Annotated in this window: 15 protein-coding genes; 10 read left to right on the forward strand and 5 right to left on the reverse strand. The window is 55.8% G+C overall.

Annotated features, from left to right (window positions below):
- Positions 1–198 carry a hypothetical protein gene (locus RAC60_RS11720; RefSeq protein WP_033738245.1) on the reverse strand — a complete coding sequence of 66 codons (198 nt, stop codon included), beginning with the start codon at positions 196–198 and terminating at the stop codon, positions 1–3.
- A gap of 609 nt (positions 199–807) precedes the next feature.
- Between RAC60_RS11720 and RAC60_RS11725 the strand changes: the two genes are divergently transcribed.
- The 8 genes from RAC60_RS11725 to RAC60_RS11760 all read left to right on the forward strand — a co-directional run bounded on the left by RAC60_RS11725 (position 808) and on the right by RAC60_RS11760 (position 9,058).
- Complete coding sequence (locus RAC60_RS11725; protein WP_006121084.1) at positions 808–1,674, forward strand: MurR/RpiR family transcriptional regulator; 867 nt, start codon at positions 808–810, stop codon at positions 1,672–1,674.
- An 18-nt stretch (positions 1,675–1,692) separates the two neighbouring features.
- The gene (ddpX, locus tag RAC60_RS11730) at positions 1,693–2,277 is read left to right on the forward strand and encodes a D-alanyl-D-alanine dipeptidase (RefSeq protein WP_039342773.1); all 585 of its coding nucleotides are present in this window, start codon (positions 1,693–1,695) and stop codon (positions 2,275–2,277) included.
- A complete protein-coding gene (locus tag RAC60_RS11735) occupies positions 2,274–3,839 on the forward strand; it encodes an ABC transporter substrate-binding protein (RefSeq protein ID WP_375093776.1) in 1,566 nt (521 codons plus the stop codon). Before ddpX ends, RAC60_RS11735 begins: the two co-directional genes overlap by 4 nt.
- A gap of 54 nt (positions 3,840–3,893) precedes the next feature.
- Positions 3,894–4,910 (forward strand): ABC transporter permease, encoded by a 1,017-nt coding sequence (locus RAC60_RS11740; RefSeq protein WP_054632925.1) that lies wholly within the window; start codon positions 3,894–3,896, stop codon positions 4,908–4,910.
- Positions 4,911–4,913: 3 nt separating this feature from the next.
- Entirely contained in the window at positions 4,914–5,807 is an 894-nt protein-coding gene (gene ddpC / locus RAC60_RS11745) for a D,D-dipeptide ABC transporter permease (RefSeq protein WP_006121090.1), read from the forward strand.
- Complete coding sequence (locus RAC60_RS11750) at positions 5,807–6,793, forward strand: ABC transporter ATP-binding protein (RefSeq protein ID WP_058701451.1); 987 nt, start codon at positions 5,807–5,809, stop codon at positions 6,791–6,793. Before ddpC ends, RAC60_RS11750 begins: the two co-directional genes overlap by 1 nt.
- A complete protein-coding gene (locus tag RAC60_RS11755; RefSeq protein WP_375093779.1) occupies positions 6,786–7,736 on the forward strand; it encodes an oligopeptide/dipeptide ABC transporter ATP-binding protein in 951 nt (316 codons plus the stop codon). Before RAC60_RS11750 ends, RAC60_RS11755 begins: the two co-directional genes overlap by 8 nt.
- 71 nt (positions 7,737–7,807) lie before the next feature.
- Positions 7,808–9,058, forward strand: a complete 1,251-nt coding sequence (locus tag RAC60_RS11760; RefSeq protein ID WP_375093780.1) for a D-amino acid dehydrogenase — start codon at positions 7,808–7,810, stop codon at positions 9,056–9,058.
- 24 nt (positions 9,059–9,082) lie between these two features.
- Here RAC60_RS11760 and RAC60_RS11765 read toward each other — a convergent pair whose 3' ends face one another.
- On the reverse strand, positions 9,083–10,267 hold the full coding sequence (locus RAC60_RS11765; RefSeq protein WP_033738343.1) for an NAD(P)/FAD-dependent oxidoreductase: 1,185 nt from the start codon (positions 10,265–10,267) through the stop codon (positions 9,083–9,085).
- Between the two features lie 241 nt (positions 10,268–10,508).
- Between RAC60_RS11765 and pitA the strand changes: the two genes are divergently transcribed.
- A complete protein-coding gene (gene pitA / locus RAC60_RS11770) occupies positions 10,509–12,011 on the forward strand; it encodes an inorganic phosphate transporter PitA (protein WP_039342786.1) in 1,503 nt (500 codons plus the stop codon).
- Between the two features lie 36 nt (positions 12,012–12,047).
- On the opposite strand, the gene uspB is transcribed toward pitA, so the two are convergent.
- A complete protein-coding gene (gene uspB / locus RAC60_RS11775; protein ID WP_006121097.1) occupies positions 12,048–12,383 on the reverse strand; it encodes a universal stress protein UspB in 336 nt (111 codons plus the stop codon).
- Between the two features lie 424 nt (positions 12,384–12,807).
- On the opposite strand from uspB, the gene uspA reads away from it, so the two are divergent.
- Positions 12,808–13,245: a universal stress protein UspA gene (gene uspA, locus RAC60_RS11780; RefSeq protein ID WP_006121100.1), complete on the forward strand. Its 438-nt coding sequence runs from the start codon at positions 12,808–12,810 to the stop codon at positions 13,243–13,245.
- A gap of 64 nt (positions 13,246–13,309) precedes the next feature.
- Here uspA and rsmJ read toward each other — a convergent pair whose 3' ends face one another.
- Positions 13,310–14,062, reverse strand: coding sequence for a 16S rRNA (guanine(1516)-N(2))-methyltransferase RsmJ (gene rsmJ / locus RAC60_RS11785; RefSeq protein ID WP_033738260.1), 753 nt, complete (start codon positions 14,060–14,062; stop codon positions 13,310–13,312).
- A 7-nt stretch (positions 14,063–14,069) separates the two neighbouring features.
- Positions 14,070–16,112 (reverse strand): oligopeptidase A, encoded by a 2,043-nt coding sequence (gene prlC / locus RAC60_RS11790; protein WP_054632922.1) that lies wholly within the window; start codon positions 16,110–16,112, stop codon positions 14,070–14,072.
- Positions 16,113–16,120: the final 8 nt, after the last annotated feature.

A 16,120-nucleotide genomic window follows, 5' to 3' on the forward strand; every position in this document is an offset into this window, starting at 1 on the left:
TCAGACTCCTTTTAAGCTATTGACGTGCCGGTTGAAATCCTCTTTTACTTCCTCACTGAGGATATTGACCGCGGCGTTACCGTTTTCATCGATAATAATGCGTTCACCATCGGCAATGGAGTCGTTTATGTCCTGGCGGCTCATTATCTGGAGGAATTTATCCGGGCTGGCGAACAAGGAACGAACAAAGCTGATCATGACAGGTCACTTACTGAGTTAAAAAACACAAGTATGTGACCGAATTGGCTTTGCTGCCATTTTATTGCCGGTAAACATTCTTAAAAGCCTGATTAACGAAGCGGTAAATGTTGCTGATTTTTTCGCGTTCTGCTCTCCCCCTTTATAAAAGATGGCGAAACGCATTCATTCATCCCTGACGATGATGCCCTTCTTAACGCAATCCGGTCTGCCCGATGCACGCCATAAAACGACAGGGCACAAACCGCTTTTGTCGCCTGATGGCAGCTCATCGCGGCGCTCGACAGCGCCGTGCATCGTACGCACCTTGTTGCCGGCCCCGACGTAAAGGATCGGCCACTCGCTCGTACGCGGAAAGAGGAACATCGTTTCTTCAGTCTGGATCACATTACCGGGTTATTTTGTTGCACTAGTGTGATGCAAGTTTCAATTACGTTGCACCTCGATTGCGCTTAATTTATCGGCAGGCTATCAACTCCACCATTCCGTTGCACATAATCACCTGACGTGGCTGTTTTTTAACAGGCCAGGGCAAACTGGCATGCATTGTGCTTGTTACTTAAATAACAACATTGCGAGCAATGACAGCCAGGTAACATTGAGGACGACATGAGCGCTCACACCGAACTGCTGAAAAAAATCGAGGCTGCCATTAGTCAGCAAACGCCCAGCGAAAAACGGATAAGTTCGTGGCTGCTCAGCCATTCCGAACAAATCCCCTTTGAAACGGCGGACAGCATTGCCCAGGCGACCGGCACCAGCGGAATTACTGTCGGGCGTTATTTGCGCAAGCTGGGATTTAAAAATCTTGATGATGTGAAAAACCTGCTGCGCGATGTGCCGAATACGCCGTACAAGCAATGGGGCGTGATTGACCGTCTTGATTCATGGGAGCAGCAACGCACGCTGCCGGATCCAGCCAGTCAGTCATTACAAATGGAGTTAGAGGCTATCCGCTATGTCTACCAGCTGGCGCAGACGGAGACCTTTCGCCATATCAGCCAGCAAATAGCCGAGGCCGAAACCGTCATCGTGTTGGGGATTCAGTCCACCCGGGGCATCGCGAATACCTTCTTCAGTCATCTGGAATATCTGCGACCGCGCGTGACCTATGCCGATGGCAGCTCGGGCAGTTGGCTGGAGTCGCTGAACTCCGAGTCGTCAAAGCCTTACGTCATTCTTACGGATACGCGAGCCTATTCCACCGTAGCAAGACAGTTTTGTCGGGTCGCCACCGCACGTGGCGTGTCGATGGCGCTGGTTACCGATATCTGGTGTCCGTGGGCCCGGGATTATCCGGTGGATTTACTCCAGGTAAAAACGGACACCGCCAATTTTTGGGATTCGCTGGCCCCCATCAGTTGCCTTTTCAACCTTCTGCTGTCTGCAGTCGTCGAACGCCTTGGCCCCGCGCTTTCTCAGCGCCTGGCACAAAACCGACTGTTGCAGCAGGAATTTGGTCAGTTTGAACATTGATAAAACAGGGATTACAGAATGATGCAGGAAACAGAGCTGGTCGATATCGCAGTGGCCTTTCCGGCGCTGACTATCGATCTGAAATATGCCACCGCCGATAACATCACGGGCCAGCCCATCTACAGCGTAGCCCGCTGCCTGCTGCATCCCGATGCCGCCGTCGCGCTGGAGAAAAGTATTGCTATTGCCAGCGTGGCGGGTTTTACGCTGCTGGTGCTGGACGCCTATCGCCCACAAAAAGCGCAGGAGCTGCTTTGGCACGCCTGTCCTGATCAGAATTACGTCGTGCCTTTATCGCAAGGCTCGAATCACAGCCGTGGCACCGCGATTGATGTCACGCTAATCGATGCTGACGGGCACATTCTGGATATGGGAACCGGGTTTGATGAAATGCAGGCGCTGTCGCACCCGTACCATCCCGACGTGCCGCTGGCTGCTCAGCGCAACAGGCTACTGCTTAATGCCGTGATGTTTGGCGGTGGCTTTACTGGCATTGCGACCGAATGGTGGCATTTCGAGTTACCGGAAGCGGCCCGTTATCCGCTGATTAACGATGTTTTCACCTGCATATCCCCAGCCCAGACTGACGGAGTTTTACCATGACAATGACGCACACAGCACCCCGTTATTTTCGCCCTTTGTTACTTGCTATTACCCTCGCGGCCACGACGACATCCGTGCTGGCTGCGGTACCGAAAGACATGCTGGTGATCGGAAAAGCGGCCGATCCGCAGACGCTGGATCCGGCGGTGACGATTGATAACAATGACTGGACCGTTACGTATCCTGCCTACCAGCGCCTGATCAAATACAAAACAGAAGACGGTAAAGGCACCACGGAGATCGAGGGCGATCTGGCTCAAAGCTGGCAGAGTAGTGACGATGGCAAGGTCTGGACGTTTACGCTACGTCCGGATGCCGCGTTTGCCGATGGCTCACCCGTGAATGCTGAGGCGGTTAAGCTCTCTTTTGAGCGTCTGATGCGTATCAAACAAGGCCCGTCGGAAGCCTTTCCAGCCGACATGAAAGTCGAGGTAGTCGATCCGCATACCGTGCGTTTCACGCTGAACACCCCGTTCGCACCGTTTCTTTATACGCTCGCGAATGACGGCGCGTCCATTATTAACCCTGCCGTGCTGAAAGCGAACGCCGCCGATGATGCGCGCGGCTATCTGGCCGAGCATACCGCAGGATCCGGTGCCTATATGCTGCAACGCTGGCAGAAAGGTCAGCAGCTGGTGCTGGTGCCTAACCCGCACTTTACGGGGCCTAAACCGGCCTTTAAGCGCGTTTCCGTGAAAATTATCAGCGAAAGCTCTGCTCGTCGTTTGCAACTGGCAAAAGGCGATGTCGATATTGCCGATGCGTTACCGGTAGACCAGTTCGCCGCGCTGAAGAAGCAAGGTGACGTCACCGTCATGGATTGTCCCGCCCTGCGTGTGACCTACCTCTATCTGAACAACAGCAAAGCACCGCTAAATCAGCCTGATTTACGCAGAGCGATCTCCTGGGCGACCGACTACCAGGGCATGGTACAGGGCATTCTGGGCGGCAACGGTAAACAGATGCGCGGTCCGATTCCGGAAGGCATGTGGGGCTATGATCCTCAGGCCATGCAGTACAGCTTTAACATGGATAAAGCCAGGGCTGAACTGGCTAAACTGCCCAGCAAACCGCAGACCTTGTCCTTTCTCTATTCGGACAACGATCCAAACTGGGAGCCGATTGCCCTTTCCATGCAGGCCAATCTGAAGACGCTGGGCATCAACGTTAAGCTGGAAAAACTGGCCAACGCCACCATGCGCGAGCGTATCGGTAAAGCGGACTATGACATTGCCATTGGCAACTGGAGCCCGGATTTTGCCGATCCCTACATGTTCATGAACTACTGGTTTGAATCAGACAAAAAAGGTCTGCCCGGCAACCGCTCTTTTTATTCCAATCCGGCGGTCGATGCGCTGCTGAAGAAAGCGGTTTCCACGACCAGTCAGGCTGAACGGACCCGCGATTACCAGCAGGCCGAGCAGATCGTGATTAACGATGCGGCTTACGTGTATTTATTCCAGAAAAATTATCAGGTTGCGATGAATAAGTCGGTTAAAGGCTACGTGTTTAATCCGATGCTGGAGCAAATCTTTAACCTCGCCACCATGCATAAAGAATAACAACCTTCACGCCCGTTCACGCAGGGCCTGCCTGGCCCTGCTGAGGAAGACATGATGAGTTACTGGAGTCTGTTAAGACAGCGTAGCTGGGGACTGCTGTTGGTGGTCGCTGGCGTCTGCGTCATTACGTTTATTATTTCGCATCTTATTCCCGGGGATCCGGCCAGGCTGCTGGCCGGCGATCGTGCCAGTGATGAAATTGTCCAACACATCCGCCAGCAGTTAGGGCTGGACTTACCGCTGTGGCAACAATTTATCCGTTATGTACAGCAACTTTTGCATGGCGATCTGGGCACCTCGATCCGCACAGGCCGCCCGGTGTTAGACGATTTGCGGGCATTCTTTCCCGCCACGCTGGAGCTGGCCTTTTGTGCGCTGTTGATCGCGCTGCTGGTCGGCGTGCCGCTGGGCGTGCTTTCTGCCGTTTATCGCAACCGCTGGCTTGATCATCTGGTGCGTCTGCTGGCGCTGACCGGTATTTCGACCCCGGCGTTCTGGCTGGGACTGGGTGCCATCGTCCTGTTTTATGGCAAGTTGAACCTGCTGCCCGGCGGCGGACGCCTGGATGACTGGCTTGATCCACCCACACGCATCACCGGTTTCTACCTGGTTGATGCCTTGCTGGAGGGCAATACTGAGGTCTTTATGAACGCCCTGCAGCATCTGATTTTGCCTGCCACCACGCTGGCCTTTGTCCATCTGGGCATCGTGGCGCGTCAGATTCGCTCGGCCATGCTGGAACAGTTAAGCGAAGACTATATTCGCACCGCGCTGGCGAGCGGACTGCCTAAGTTTACTATCGTCGTGCGCTATGCCCTGCCCAACGCCCTGATCCCCTCTGTGACCGTGCTGGGGCTGGCCCTGGGTGACCTGCTGTATGGTGCCGTCCTGACCGAAACCGTGTTTGCCTGGCCCGGTATGGGCGCGTACGTGGTGTCCTCGATTCAGGCACTCGATTTTCCCGCCGTGATGGGTTTTGCCATCGTCGTGTCCTTTGCGTACGTGCTGGTCAACCTGTTTGTGGATCTTCTTTATCTGTGGATTGACCCGCGCATGGGTCGGGGAGCGTAACGCATGATGATGACGCAAGAACAGCCTGCTGTACGTCAGGCGAAACCCACGCTTCTCGTCTGGAAGCGTCGGCTCTGGATGGTGCGTAAAAGTCCACTGACCCTGCTGGGGGCCGCCATTATTGTCCTGATGCTGGGATTGATGGTGTTCTCGCCCTGGCTGGTGCCCCACGATCCGAATGCCATCAGTTTGACCGACCGTCTTCAGCCGCCCAGTGCTGCGCACTGGTTTGGCACCGATGAAGTCGGCCGGGATCTGTTTAGTCGCGTGCTGGTCGGCAGCCAGCAGTCTGTCGCGGCCGGACTGGCCGTGGTGTTGCTGGCGGGCATCAGCGGTTCATTACTGGGCTGTCTGTCCGGTGTTCTGGGCGGTCGCAGCGATGCGCTCATTATGCGCCTGATGGACATCATGCTGTCTATCCCTTCGCTGGTGCTGACCATGGCGCTGGCCGCGGCGCTGGGACCGAGCCTGTTTAACGCCATGCTCGCCATCGCCATTGTGCGTATCCCTTTTTACGTCCGGCTGGCACGCGGTCAGACGTTGATTGTCAGACAGCATACCTTTGTCGAAGCCGCCAAAACCTTTGGTGCCTCGCGCTGGCATCTGATTAGCTGGCATATCCTGCGTAATGCGCTGCCGCCTCTGGTGGTACAGGCCTCACTGGATATCGGCAGCGCCATTCTGATGGCCGCGACGCTGGGCTTCATTGGCTTAGGCGCGCAGCAACCGACCGCTGAATGGGGCGCGATGGTGGCGAACGGGCGCAACTACGTGCTGGACCAGTGGTGGTACTGCACCTTCCCCGGCGCGGCGATCTTAATCACCGCCGTTGGATTCAATTTGTTTGGCGATGGGATTCAGGATCTGCTGGATCCGAAAGCAGGAGGACGTCACTGATGCAAGAGAGAATCCTGACGATTGAGGATTTACGCCTCAGTTTCCCGGTCTATCAGGGCGAGGTGAATGTGCTGAACAATGTGTCCATGCACATTAACCGTGGTGAAATTGTCGGCGTAGTCGGGGAATCCGGTTCGGGGAAATCGGTCACCGCCATGCTGGCGATGCGGCTGATTCCCGAACACAGCTATCAGATCAAAAGCGGCAAACTGGAACTGGCGGGACAGAATGTCCTGACCGCCAGTGAGGCCGCGATGCGTAAAATGCGCGGCAATCGCGTTGCCATGATCTTTCAGGAACCCATGACCGCCCTGAATCCCACTCGCCGCATCGGCAAGCAGATGGTGGATGTCATTCGACAACATCGTCCCGTGTCAGCCCGTGAGGCCAACGCACGGGCGCTTGCGCTGTTGGGCGATATGCAAATCGCGGACGCAAAGAACGTGATGGCGCGCTATCCCTTCGAGCTTTCCGGCGGCATGCGTCAGCGCGTCATGATCGCCCTGGCCTTTTCCTGTGAACCCGATCTGCTGATTGCCGATGAACCCACGACCGCGCTGGATGTCACCGTACAGCGTCAGGTACTGCGCCTGTTAAAACAAAAAGCGGAGGCAACGGGCACGGCGGTGCTGTTTATCAGCCACGATATGGCGGTGGTTTCGCAGTTGTGCGACCGGATTTACGTCATGTACGCCGGCGCAGTCATTGAAAGCGGCCTGACGGAAACCGTCCTGCATTCACCGAGCCATCCCTATTCCATTGGCCTGCTTGCCTGCTCGCCCGATGCCAGCGAACCGCGCGCCCCGTTGGCGTCCATTTCCGGCACCGTCCCCAACCTGACCTGCCTGCCCTCGGGCTGTGCGTTTCGCGAGCGCTGCTTCGCGGCAGGCGAACGCTGCACCCGCGCACCACGTTTACAGGCGACGGGCAACGCTGCCCAGCAGGTGGCCTGCTGGTATCCACAACAGGAGACGCGCCATGTCTGATGCTCTGCTCACGCTACAAAACGTACACGTTGCCTTTCCTGCGAAGAAGAACTGGCGTGGCAAAGTGACGGAACGGGTTCATGCACTGAATGGCCTGGATATCCAGGTCAGACAGGGCGAAACGCTGGGCATTGTCGGTGAATCCGGTTGCGGCAAAAGCACCCTGGCGAAACTGTTGATGGGCATGCTGAGTCCGACAACGGGTCAGCTTGACCTGGCCACCGCCGCTGGCGGAGGCCGGGAACGTCGCATGCAAATGGTCTTTCAGGATCCGCTCTCGTCACTGGATCCCCGCCTGCCGGTCTGGCGTATCATGACCGAACCGGTCTGGATTCAGTCACGCGCGTCAGAAAAAACGCGACGCGCCCTGGCTGAATCCCTGGCCCGTCAGGTGGGGATTCGCCCGGAATACCTGGACCGGCCACCGCATGCGTTTTCCGGCGGTCAGCGTCAACGCATTGCCATCGCCCGGGCACTGTCCTCCCAACCCGACATCATTGTGCTGGATGAACCTACCTCGGCACTGGATATTTCTGTCCAGGCGCAGATTCTGAACCTGCTGGTGGAACTGCAACAGCAGTACAATCTGACGTATATCCTGATCTCTCACAACGTCTCGGTCGTCCGTCACATGAGCGATCGCGTTGCGGTCATGTATCTGGGCCAGATTGTCGAACTGGGCGCGGCTCAGCACGTTCTCGATTCACCTCAGCATCCCTATACGCAATTGCTGATGGACTCTGTGCCACGCATTGGCACGCCGCTGGAGGGGGCTCCCGTCAACACCGAACTACCGGGTAACCGCCACCTGCCAACCGGCTGTTTCTTTCGCGATCGCTGTCCGCAGGCAACAAGTGGCTGTGCCACGCCTCAGTCTTTGCGCGTTCAGGATGACGGGCGGGCGGTCAGGTGCTGGCTGGCCCATAACCTTATGCATGCCTGATTCACAACACATCAAGCGGGTGGCGCAACGCGACCACCTTTTAACGATCACTCTTTCAGGAAGACATTGCGATGAAAATCATTGTGCTTGGCAGCGGCGTGGTGGGCGTCACCACCGCCTGGTATCTGCAGCAGGCAGGGCATCAGGTCACCGTGATCGAACGCGAAGCGGGCCCGGCATTGGGTACCAGCGCCGCCAACGCCGGTCAGATCTCGCCTGGCTACGCCGCGCCCTGGGCCGCGCCAGGCGTGCCGCTTAAAGCGGTGAAGTGGATGGTGCAGCGCCATGCGCCCCTTTCGGTACGGCCGGATGGATCTCGCTTCCAGCTGGCCTGGATGATGCAAATGCTGAAAAACTGCAATCCTCACAGCTATGCCGTCAATAAAGCCAGGATGGTCAGACTGGCAGAGTACAGCCGTGACTGCATCAGTGCGCTGCGGGCCAGCACAGGAATTGAATATGAAGGACGCCAGGGCGGCACCCTGCAGCTGTTTCGCACAGAACAGCAGTTTGAAAACGCAGCGCGTGATATTGCCGTGCTGCAGGAGGCTGGCGTGCCGTATCAACTGCTTGAAGCCGACCAGCTGGCGACCATCGAACCTGCACTGGCTGACGTCAAGCACAAGTTGACGGGAGGTTTACGGTTGCCTAACGATGAGACTGGCGATTGCCAGCTGTTTACCCAGCGACTTGCCGCCCTGGCGCGCGATGCCGGCGTCACGTTCCGCTTTAACACGCAGGTGGATGCGCTACTGACCGAAGGTGACAGGATCAGCGGGATTGTCTGTGGCGATCAGACGCTGACGGCGGACGGGTACGTTATGGCATTTGGCGCTTACTCTACCCAGTTGCTTCGACCACTGATGTACATTCCGGTGTATCCGCTGAAAGGCTATTCCCTGACGATTCCCCTCGCCGATGAGGCCGGTGCCCCGGTTTCCACGGTACTGGATGAAACCTATAAAATTGCCATCACGCGTTTTGATAATCGCATCCGCGTCGGCGGTATGGCGGAAATCGTGGGATACAGCAAAACCCTGCTGCCCGCGAGACGGCAAACGCTTGAGATGGTGGTAAACGATCTTTATCCCCGTGGCGGCCGCGTTGAGCAGGCGACTTTCTGGACCGGATTACGGCCGATGACGCCTGACGGCACGCCGATTGTCGGTCATACACATTTCACCAACCTGTGGCTGAACACCGGACATGGCACGCTGGGCTGGACGATGGCCTGCGGATCCGGCCAGCTGTTAAGTGATGTGATTTCAGGCAAACAGCCCGAGATTGCGCACGCAGACTATGCGGTTTCGCGCTATGCCTGAGCGCGTCACTGATGGCGAAGCTCGTTACACGGCCTGCGCGCAAGCCCAGGCCGAGCTCCAGGCCCACTGGAAATTATAGCCTCCCAGCCAGCCGGTCACGTCAACGACCTCACCGATAAAATAGAGTCCCGGCACGTCACGTGCTTCCATTGTTTTAGAGGACAGCTGAGTCGTATCCACACCGCCCAGCGTGACTTCAGCGGTACGGTAACCCTCCGTGCCGTTGGGCTGCACCTGCCAGTTGTGCAACGTCTGCACCAGCGCTGACTGCTGCTTGCTGTTCAGCTGCTTCAGCGTGACATCCGGCACCACCTGCATTTCCTGTAAAATTTCGACCAGGCGCTTAGGCAGAATTTTCGCCAGACTGTTTTTCAGACTCAGATTCGGGTGCGCGTCACGCTGAATCGTGAGGAACGCATCCAGCGGCGTGGCAGGCGAGAGATTGACCGAGATAAACTCACCCGGCTGCCAGTAGCTGGAAATCTGCAAGACCGCCGGGCCGGACAGGCCACGATGGGTAAACAGCATCGCCTCTTTGAAGACGGTGCCGTCTTTCGCTTCGATGGTCGTGTCCAGCGCCACACCGGACAGTGTCTGCAGTTGTTCAAGCAGGGGTTTATGCAGCGTAAAGGGCACCAGGGCGGCACGGGTTGGCAACACCGTTAACCCAAACTGCTCGGCCACTTTATAGCCAAACGGTGACGCGCCCAGGCCCGGCATGGAAAGCCCGCCGCTGGCGATGACCAGCTTCTCTGCCTGTACGCTGCTGCCGTTGAGTTGCAGGACGTAGCCCGCTTCATCGCGGGTTACACTCAGGATTTCGCTGCGCAAACGCAGGGTCACACGCCCCTTTTCACACTCGGCGAGCAGGAGATCGACCATCTGCTGCGCAGACTCATCGCAAAACAGTTGCCCCAGCGTTTTCTCGTGCCAGGCAATGCCGTGACGATTCACCAGATCGATAAAATCCCATTGGGTATAACGCGCCAGCGCTGACTTACAGAAATGGGGATTATTCGACAGGTAGGCGGCCGGTTCGGTATAGAGATTGGTGAAATTGCAGCGCCCGCCGCCTGACATTAAAATCTTGCGGCCCGGCTTTTTGCCGTTATCCAGCAGTAATACGCGGCGACCGCGCTGTCCAGCCTGCGCGGCACAAAAAAGCCCCGCGGCCCCTGCTCCAATCACGATAACGTCAAACTGTTCCACTGCCATTGTCCACCTGATAAAAGAGGGGCAGATTGTAGTGATCTGCCTGCGTTGATGCCAGTGTCAAAAAATTGCCGCAATTATGTCATAATGTAACTTTATAATTTTAAAGGAATTTACGCCTCTAAGCTTACAAAATTGACACTTTTAAGCCGGTTCAGGTCTATATTTTCCTTTCCCAGACCACATATTGTCGCGGATAATGCGCCGCGTTCATGTCCTCCAAAATGGCGTAACGTCTATGCTACATCTGTTTGCTGGTCTCGATCTTAGCACCGGCCTGTTACTGGTTCTTGCTCTGCTGTTTGTATTGTTTTACGAAGCAATTAACGGCTTCCATGATACGGCCAACGCGGTTGCGACGGTCATCTATACACGCGCTATGCGTGCTCAGCTTGCTGTGTTAATGGCTGGGGTATTCAATTTCTTTGGCGTGCTGCTCGGCGGATTAAGCGTGGCTTACGCCATCGTGCATATGCTCCCGACCGATCTGCTGCTCAATGTTGGCTCCGCTCACGGTCTTGCTATGGTCTTCTCCATGCTGCTGGCCGCGATTATCTGGAACCTGGGAACGTGGTATTTAGGGCTTCCGGCCTCCAGTTCTCACACCCTGATCGGCGCGATTATCGGTATTGGCCTGACCAATGCGTTAATGAGCGGGACATCGGTGGTGGATGCGCTTAACATTCCGAAAGTGCTGAATATCTTCCTGTCGCTCATTCTCTCCCCCATTGTCGGTCTGGTGATTGCGGGCAGCCTGATTTTCCTTCTGCGCCGTTACTGGAGCAACACTAAAAAGCGTGCACGCATTCATATGACGCCCGCTGACCGTGAGAAGATTGACGGCAAGAAAAAACCGCCTTTCTGGACCCGTACCGCCCTGATTATCTCCGCCATTGGCGTCAGTTATTCACATGGTGCTAACGACGGGCAAAAAGGCATTGGTCTGATTATGCTGGTCCTGATTGGCGTTGCGCCAGCGGGCTTTGTGGTCAATATGAACGCGTCGGGTTACGACATCACGCGAACGCGCGATGCTGTGAATCACCTGGAACAGTATTACCAGCAGCACAGCGAATCACTGACCCATATTATCCAGATGGCACCGCCTAAGCTGCCCACGCCGGAAGAAGTCGAACCCACCAGTCCCAAAGAGTTTCACTGCGACAGTGCACGTGCGCTTCAGGCCGTGCAGCGTGCGCAGGTGCTTCTGAACAATCTGCAAAACTACAACGACTTGTCGGTTGAGCAACGCAGCCAGATGCGTCGCCTTTTGTTGTGTATTTCCGATACGGCCGATAAAGCGGCGAAGCTGCCGGAAACCTCGCCAGAGGATAAACGCTTCCTGGGCAAGCTCAAAGGCGACCTGCTGAACACCATTGAGTACGCCCCGGTGTGGATTATCATGGCGGTCGCACTGGCATTGGGAATCGGCACGATGATTGGCTGGCGCCGTGTGGCCACCACCATCGGTGAGAAAATCGGTAAAAAAGGCATGACGTATGCGCAGGGCATGTCGGCGCAGGTTACTGCCGCAGTGTCCATAGGGATTGCCAGCTACACCGGCATGCCGGTTTCCACGACCCACATCCTTTCGTCTTCCGTGGCCGGCACCATGCTGGTCGACGGTGGCGGACTGCAGAGTAAAACGATCAAAAACATCGCCATGGCCTGGGTTTTCACCCTGCCGGTCTGTATTTTGTTATCAGGTTCACTCTACTGGATAGCGCTGAAGCTCATCTGAGTAAGCAGCACATCAGGGCGACTTCGGTCGCCCTTTTTAATGCCAGATAGCCAGGGCGATCAAACTGATAATGACTAATCCGCACAGCGAACTGGTCAACAAAAACAAGCCTCTTACCCGCTCACACCGGCGAATAAATTCGTCATCATGATGATCAAGATAGCGCCTTGCCCAGATATAGCGGACCAGCCGCACCTGCTTGCCAGGCTGACCATGGGAGGTGAAAAAACCCGCGCCGTCAACATATTGGTATAAGAGGGGATCGCAACCCCGCAGAACCACCAGCAGCGCACGCAACGAAGAGAAATAGCGCGCCATATTTACAAGGCATACCACACAAAGAGCCCAAAAAAGCGCGATAGTGCTGATCATGTCACCCTCCTTACCGGCACCGCAGAACAGTGCAGAACGCGCACCATGCTGAACAGTCCCTGCAGAATTTGCCAACAACCCCGTTAAGCGATTTGTAGTTTTATTTTTGAATCATCAGAAAAGTAACAGCCATGTGATCAAGGCTGCTTTTTTTAGTTTAGGAGAAATGTTCAATTTTTTACCAGCGAGGATTTTCGTTTTATACGAGTAAAAATCGTTCATCATTGATCTTATTCACAAGCCAGACGGCTTCAGAAGCATTTGTTAACACACAGGGCTATACTTTCAGGTATAACAACAGCATTGCCTGTATTGCAGGTTACCCAATTTGGTGGCGCTCATCGCCCGTTCGCGCAATGGATTTCGCAGCTGTGACGCGTCTGGAAACCGCTGCCATTCTGAATCTCGTGGAAGGAGTTATATCATGGCTTATAAACATATCCTGATTGCAGTCGATCTTTCGCCAGAAAGTCAGTTATTAGTGGATAAAGCTGTCTCGCTCGCGCGCCCTTACGACGCCAAAATTTCGCTGATTCATGTCGATGTGAATTACTCTGATCTGTACACCGGCCTGATTGACGTCAACCTGGGCGATATGCAAAAGCGGATTTCTGAAGAAACCCATCTGGCGCTGAAAAATCTGTCAGATGCAGCGGGCTATCCCATCACCGAAACCCTGAGCGGCAGTGGCGATCTGGGCCAGGTGCTGGTCGATGCGATTAAAAAATACGACGTGGACATGGTGGTGTGCGGTCATCATCAGGACTTCTGGAGCAAGCTGATGTCATCAGCGCGTCAGTTGATCAACACCGTGCATATCGACATGTTGATCGTGCCACTGCGCGACGAGGATGACGAATAACCCGCACGAAAAAAGCCGGGGCGGTTGACGTGAAGGAACGTCGTCGCCGACCGGCTTGACATGACTACTCCGCGAGCGGCGGATAGATATCGAAGCGGTGGCTTTTCGTGACCACCGCAGACTGCGTAACGACACCGGCCAGCGGTGGCGCATAATCAGGACGTTTCACCACGATACGCTTCTTTGCCAGACGGCGGGCCGGTTCCAGCAAGGCATCCGCATCCTCATCCGCGCCGACTAATGACTGAAACACCCGCATCTCTTTTTTCACCATGGCGCTTTTTTGTCGATGGGGATACATAGGATCGAGATAAACCACATCTGGCGGTGGCGCAATATCGGTGAGTGCCTGAATACTGGAGGCATGAATCAGTGAAAGACGCTCACGCAGCCAGCCACCAATTTCCGCATCCTGATAGCCACGCGCCAGCCCGTCTTCCAGCAGTGCCGCCACCACGGGATGCCGTTCCAGCATGCGCACCCGACAGCCTAAGGCCGCCAGCACAAACGCATCGCGCCCTAACCCGGCGGTTGCATCCACTACATCGGGCAGGTAACTGCCTTTAATGCCGACCGCTTTTGCTACCGCTTCGCCACGGCCACCGCCAAAACGCCGGCGATGCGCCATGGCACCGGAAACAAAATCCACGAAGATGCCGCCCAGTTTAGGCTCATCCCGCTTACGCAGTTCAAGATGCGTTGCGGTCTTTACCAGCGCCAGCACCGCATCGTCACAATGCGTCAGTTGCCAGCGTTCGGCCAAAACAGATAAGGCGCCGTCACCGGCGCCTGTTTCATCAAACAAACAAATTTTCACGTACGGCTTATCCCTGAATACCGTAGTGTTCCAGCATGGCATCCAGCTGAGGCTCACGGCCACGGAAGCGTTTAAACAGCTCCATCGGTTCTTCCGAACCGCCGCGCGTCAGAATGTTGTCGAGGAAGGACTGACCGGTTTCGCGGTTAAAAATGCCCTCTTCTTCAAAACGTGAATACGCATCCGCCGCCAGTACATCGGCCCACAGATAGCTGTAATAACCCGCTGCGTATCCGCCCGCGAAGATATGGCTGAACGCATGCGGGAAGCGGCCCCATTCCGGGCTGGGGACCACGGCGACTTTGCTTTTCACTTCGCGCAGCGTCTCCAGGATCTGTGCGCCTTTTTCTGGGTTGAATTCAGTATGCAGACGGAAATCGAACAGACCGAACTCCAGCTGGCGCAGGATGAACAACGCCGCCTGGTAATTTTTCGCTGCCAGCATCTTATTCAGCAGGTCTTCAGGCAGTGGCTCGCCGGTTTCGTAGTGCCCGGAAATAAACGCCAGCGCCTCCGGCTCCCAGCACCAGTTCTCCATGAACTGACTTGGCAGTTCCACCGCATCCCATGGCACACCGTTAATGCCTGACACGCCAGCCGCCTCAACGCGGGTCAGCATGTGGTGCAGGCCGTGACCAAACTCATGGAACAGGGTGATCACTTCGTCGTGCGTGAACAGCGCCGGTTTACCACTGACGGGACGGTTAAAGTTACAGGTCAGGTAAGCGACCGGTTTTTGCAGGCTGCCATCGGCTTTACGCATCTGCCCAACGCAGTCATCCATCCACGCGCCGCCACGCTTATGCTCACGCGCATACAGGTCAAGGTAGAAGCTGCCGCGCAGCTCGCCACTTTCATCAAACAGATCGAAGAAACGCACATCCGGGTGATAAACATCCACATCCGTCCGCTCTTTGGCGGTGATGCCATAGATGCGTTTGACGACTTCAAACAGGCCAGACACCGCACGGGATTCCGGGAAGTAAGGACGCAGTTGCTCATCACTAATGGTGTAGAGGTGCTGTTTCTGTTTTTCGCCATAGTAGGTCAGATCCCAGGGATTCATGGTCTCCACGCCGTACTCTTTCTTCGCGAAAGCACGCAGTTGCGCCAGCTCTTTCTCGCCCTGTGGACGTGCGCGGTCGGCCAGATCGTTCAGGAAATCGATCACCTGAGCAGGGCTTTGCGCCATTTTGGTTGCCAGCGATTTATCCGCGAAGGAGTCGAAACCCAGCAGCTGAGCCAGTTCGTGGCGCAGAGCCAGCTCCTCGGCCATAATCGGGCCGTTATCCCATTTGCCCGCATTAGGGCCTTGATCGGAGGCGCGGGTGGAATAAGCACGGTACATTTCTTCACGCAACGCGGCGTTATCACAGTAGGTCATCACCGGCAGGTAGCTGGGAATATCCAGCGTCAGCAACCAGCCTTCCTGACCTTTGGCTTCAGCCTGCGCTTTCGCTGCGGCCAGTGCGCTCTCCGGCATGCCCGACAGTTCGCTTTCGTCAGTGATCAGCTTGCTCCAGCCCATCGTGGCATCCAGCACGTTGTTACTGTAGGCAGAGCCCAGCTCAGACAAACGCGCGGCAATTTCGCCATAGCGCTGCTGCTTGTCTTTTTCCAGACCAATCCCGGACAGCTCAAAGTCACGCAGGGCGTTATCGACGGCTTTCTGCTGCGCCTGATCCAGCGTGCGGTAATGACTGCCTTCCTTTAAATCCCGGTAAGCCTGATAGAGCCCTTCGTGCTGACCAACCCAGGTACTGTACTCAGACAGCAGCGGCAGCGTTTGCTCGTAGGCTTCACGCAGTTCCGGGCTGTTTTTAACCGAGTTCAGATGGCTGACCGGCGAAAAAATACGGCTCAGGCGATCGTCGGCTTCTGCCAGCGGCTGGACAAGATTATCCCAGGTGTAAGGTGCGCCGTGCGCTACCACTTTTTCCACCATCGCCCGGCATTCATTTAAAACGTCGGTCACGGCAGGCACCACGTGCTCAGGCTTAATCGCCGAAAACGGGGGAAGCGTGAACGAGGTGAGTAACGGATTAGTCATAGCGCAGT

The organism is Pantoea sp. BR_17 (assembly GCF_041955125.1).
Taxonomy (GTDB): Bacteria; Pseudomonadota; Gammaproteobacteria; order Enterobacterales; family Enterobacteriaceae; genus Pantoea; species Pantoea stewartii.

Coding starts and splice junctions, on each gene's coding strand:
- uspA (WP_006121100.1), top strand. CDS start 12,808: ATGGCTTATAAACATATCCTGATTGCAGTCGATCTTTCGCCAGAAAGT.
- prlC (WP_054632922.1), bottom strand. CDS start 16,112: ATGACTAATCCGTTACTCACCTCGTTCACGCTTCCCCCGTTTTCGGCG.
- uspB (WP_006121097.1), bottom strand. CDS start 12,383: ATGATCAGCACTATCGCGCTTTTTTGGGCTCTTTGTGTGGTATGCCTT.
- RAC60_RS11720 (WP_033738245.1), bottom strand. CDS start 198: ATGATCAGCTTTGTTCGTTCCTTGTTCGCCAGCCCGGATAAATTCCTC.
- ddpX (WP_039342773.1), top strand. CDS start 1,693: ATGATGCAGGAAACAGAGCTGGTCGATATCGCAGTGGCCTTTCCGGCG.
- RAC60_RS11735 (WP_375093776.1), top strand. CDS start 2,274: ATGACAATGACGCACACAGCACCCCGTTATTTTCGCCCTTTGTTACTT.
- RAC60_RS11760 (WP_375093780.1), top strand. CDS start 7,808: ATGAAAATCATTGTGCTTGGCAGCGGCGTGGTGGGCGTCACCACCGCC.
- pitA (WP_039342786.1), top strand. CDS start 10,509: ATGCTACATCTGTTTGCTGGTCTCGATCTTAGCACCGGCCTGTTACTG.
- ddpC (WP_006121090.1), top strand. CDS start 4,914: ATGATGATGACGCAAGAACAGCCTGCTGTACGTCAGGCGAAACCCACG.
- RAC60_RS11740 (WP_054632925.1), top strand. CDS start 3,894: ATGAGTTACTGGAGTCTGTTAAGACAGCGTAGCTGGGGACTGCTGTTG.
- RAC60_RS11725 (WP_006121084.1), top strand. CDS start 808: ATGAGCGCTCACACCGAACTGCTGAAAAAAATCGAGGCTGCCATTAGT.
- RAC60_RS11755 (WP_375093779.1), top strand. CDS start 6,786: ATGTCTGATGCTCTGCTCACGCTACAAAACGTACACGTTGCCTTTCCT.
- RAC60_RS11750 (WP_058701451.1), top strand. CDS start 5,807: ATGCAAGAGAGAATCCTGACGATTGAGGATTTACGCCTCAGTTTCCCG.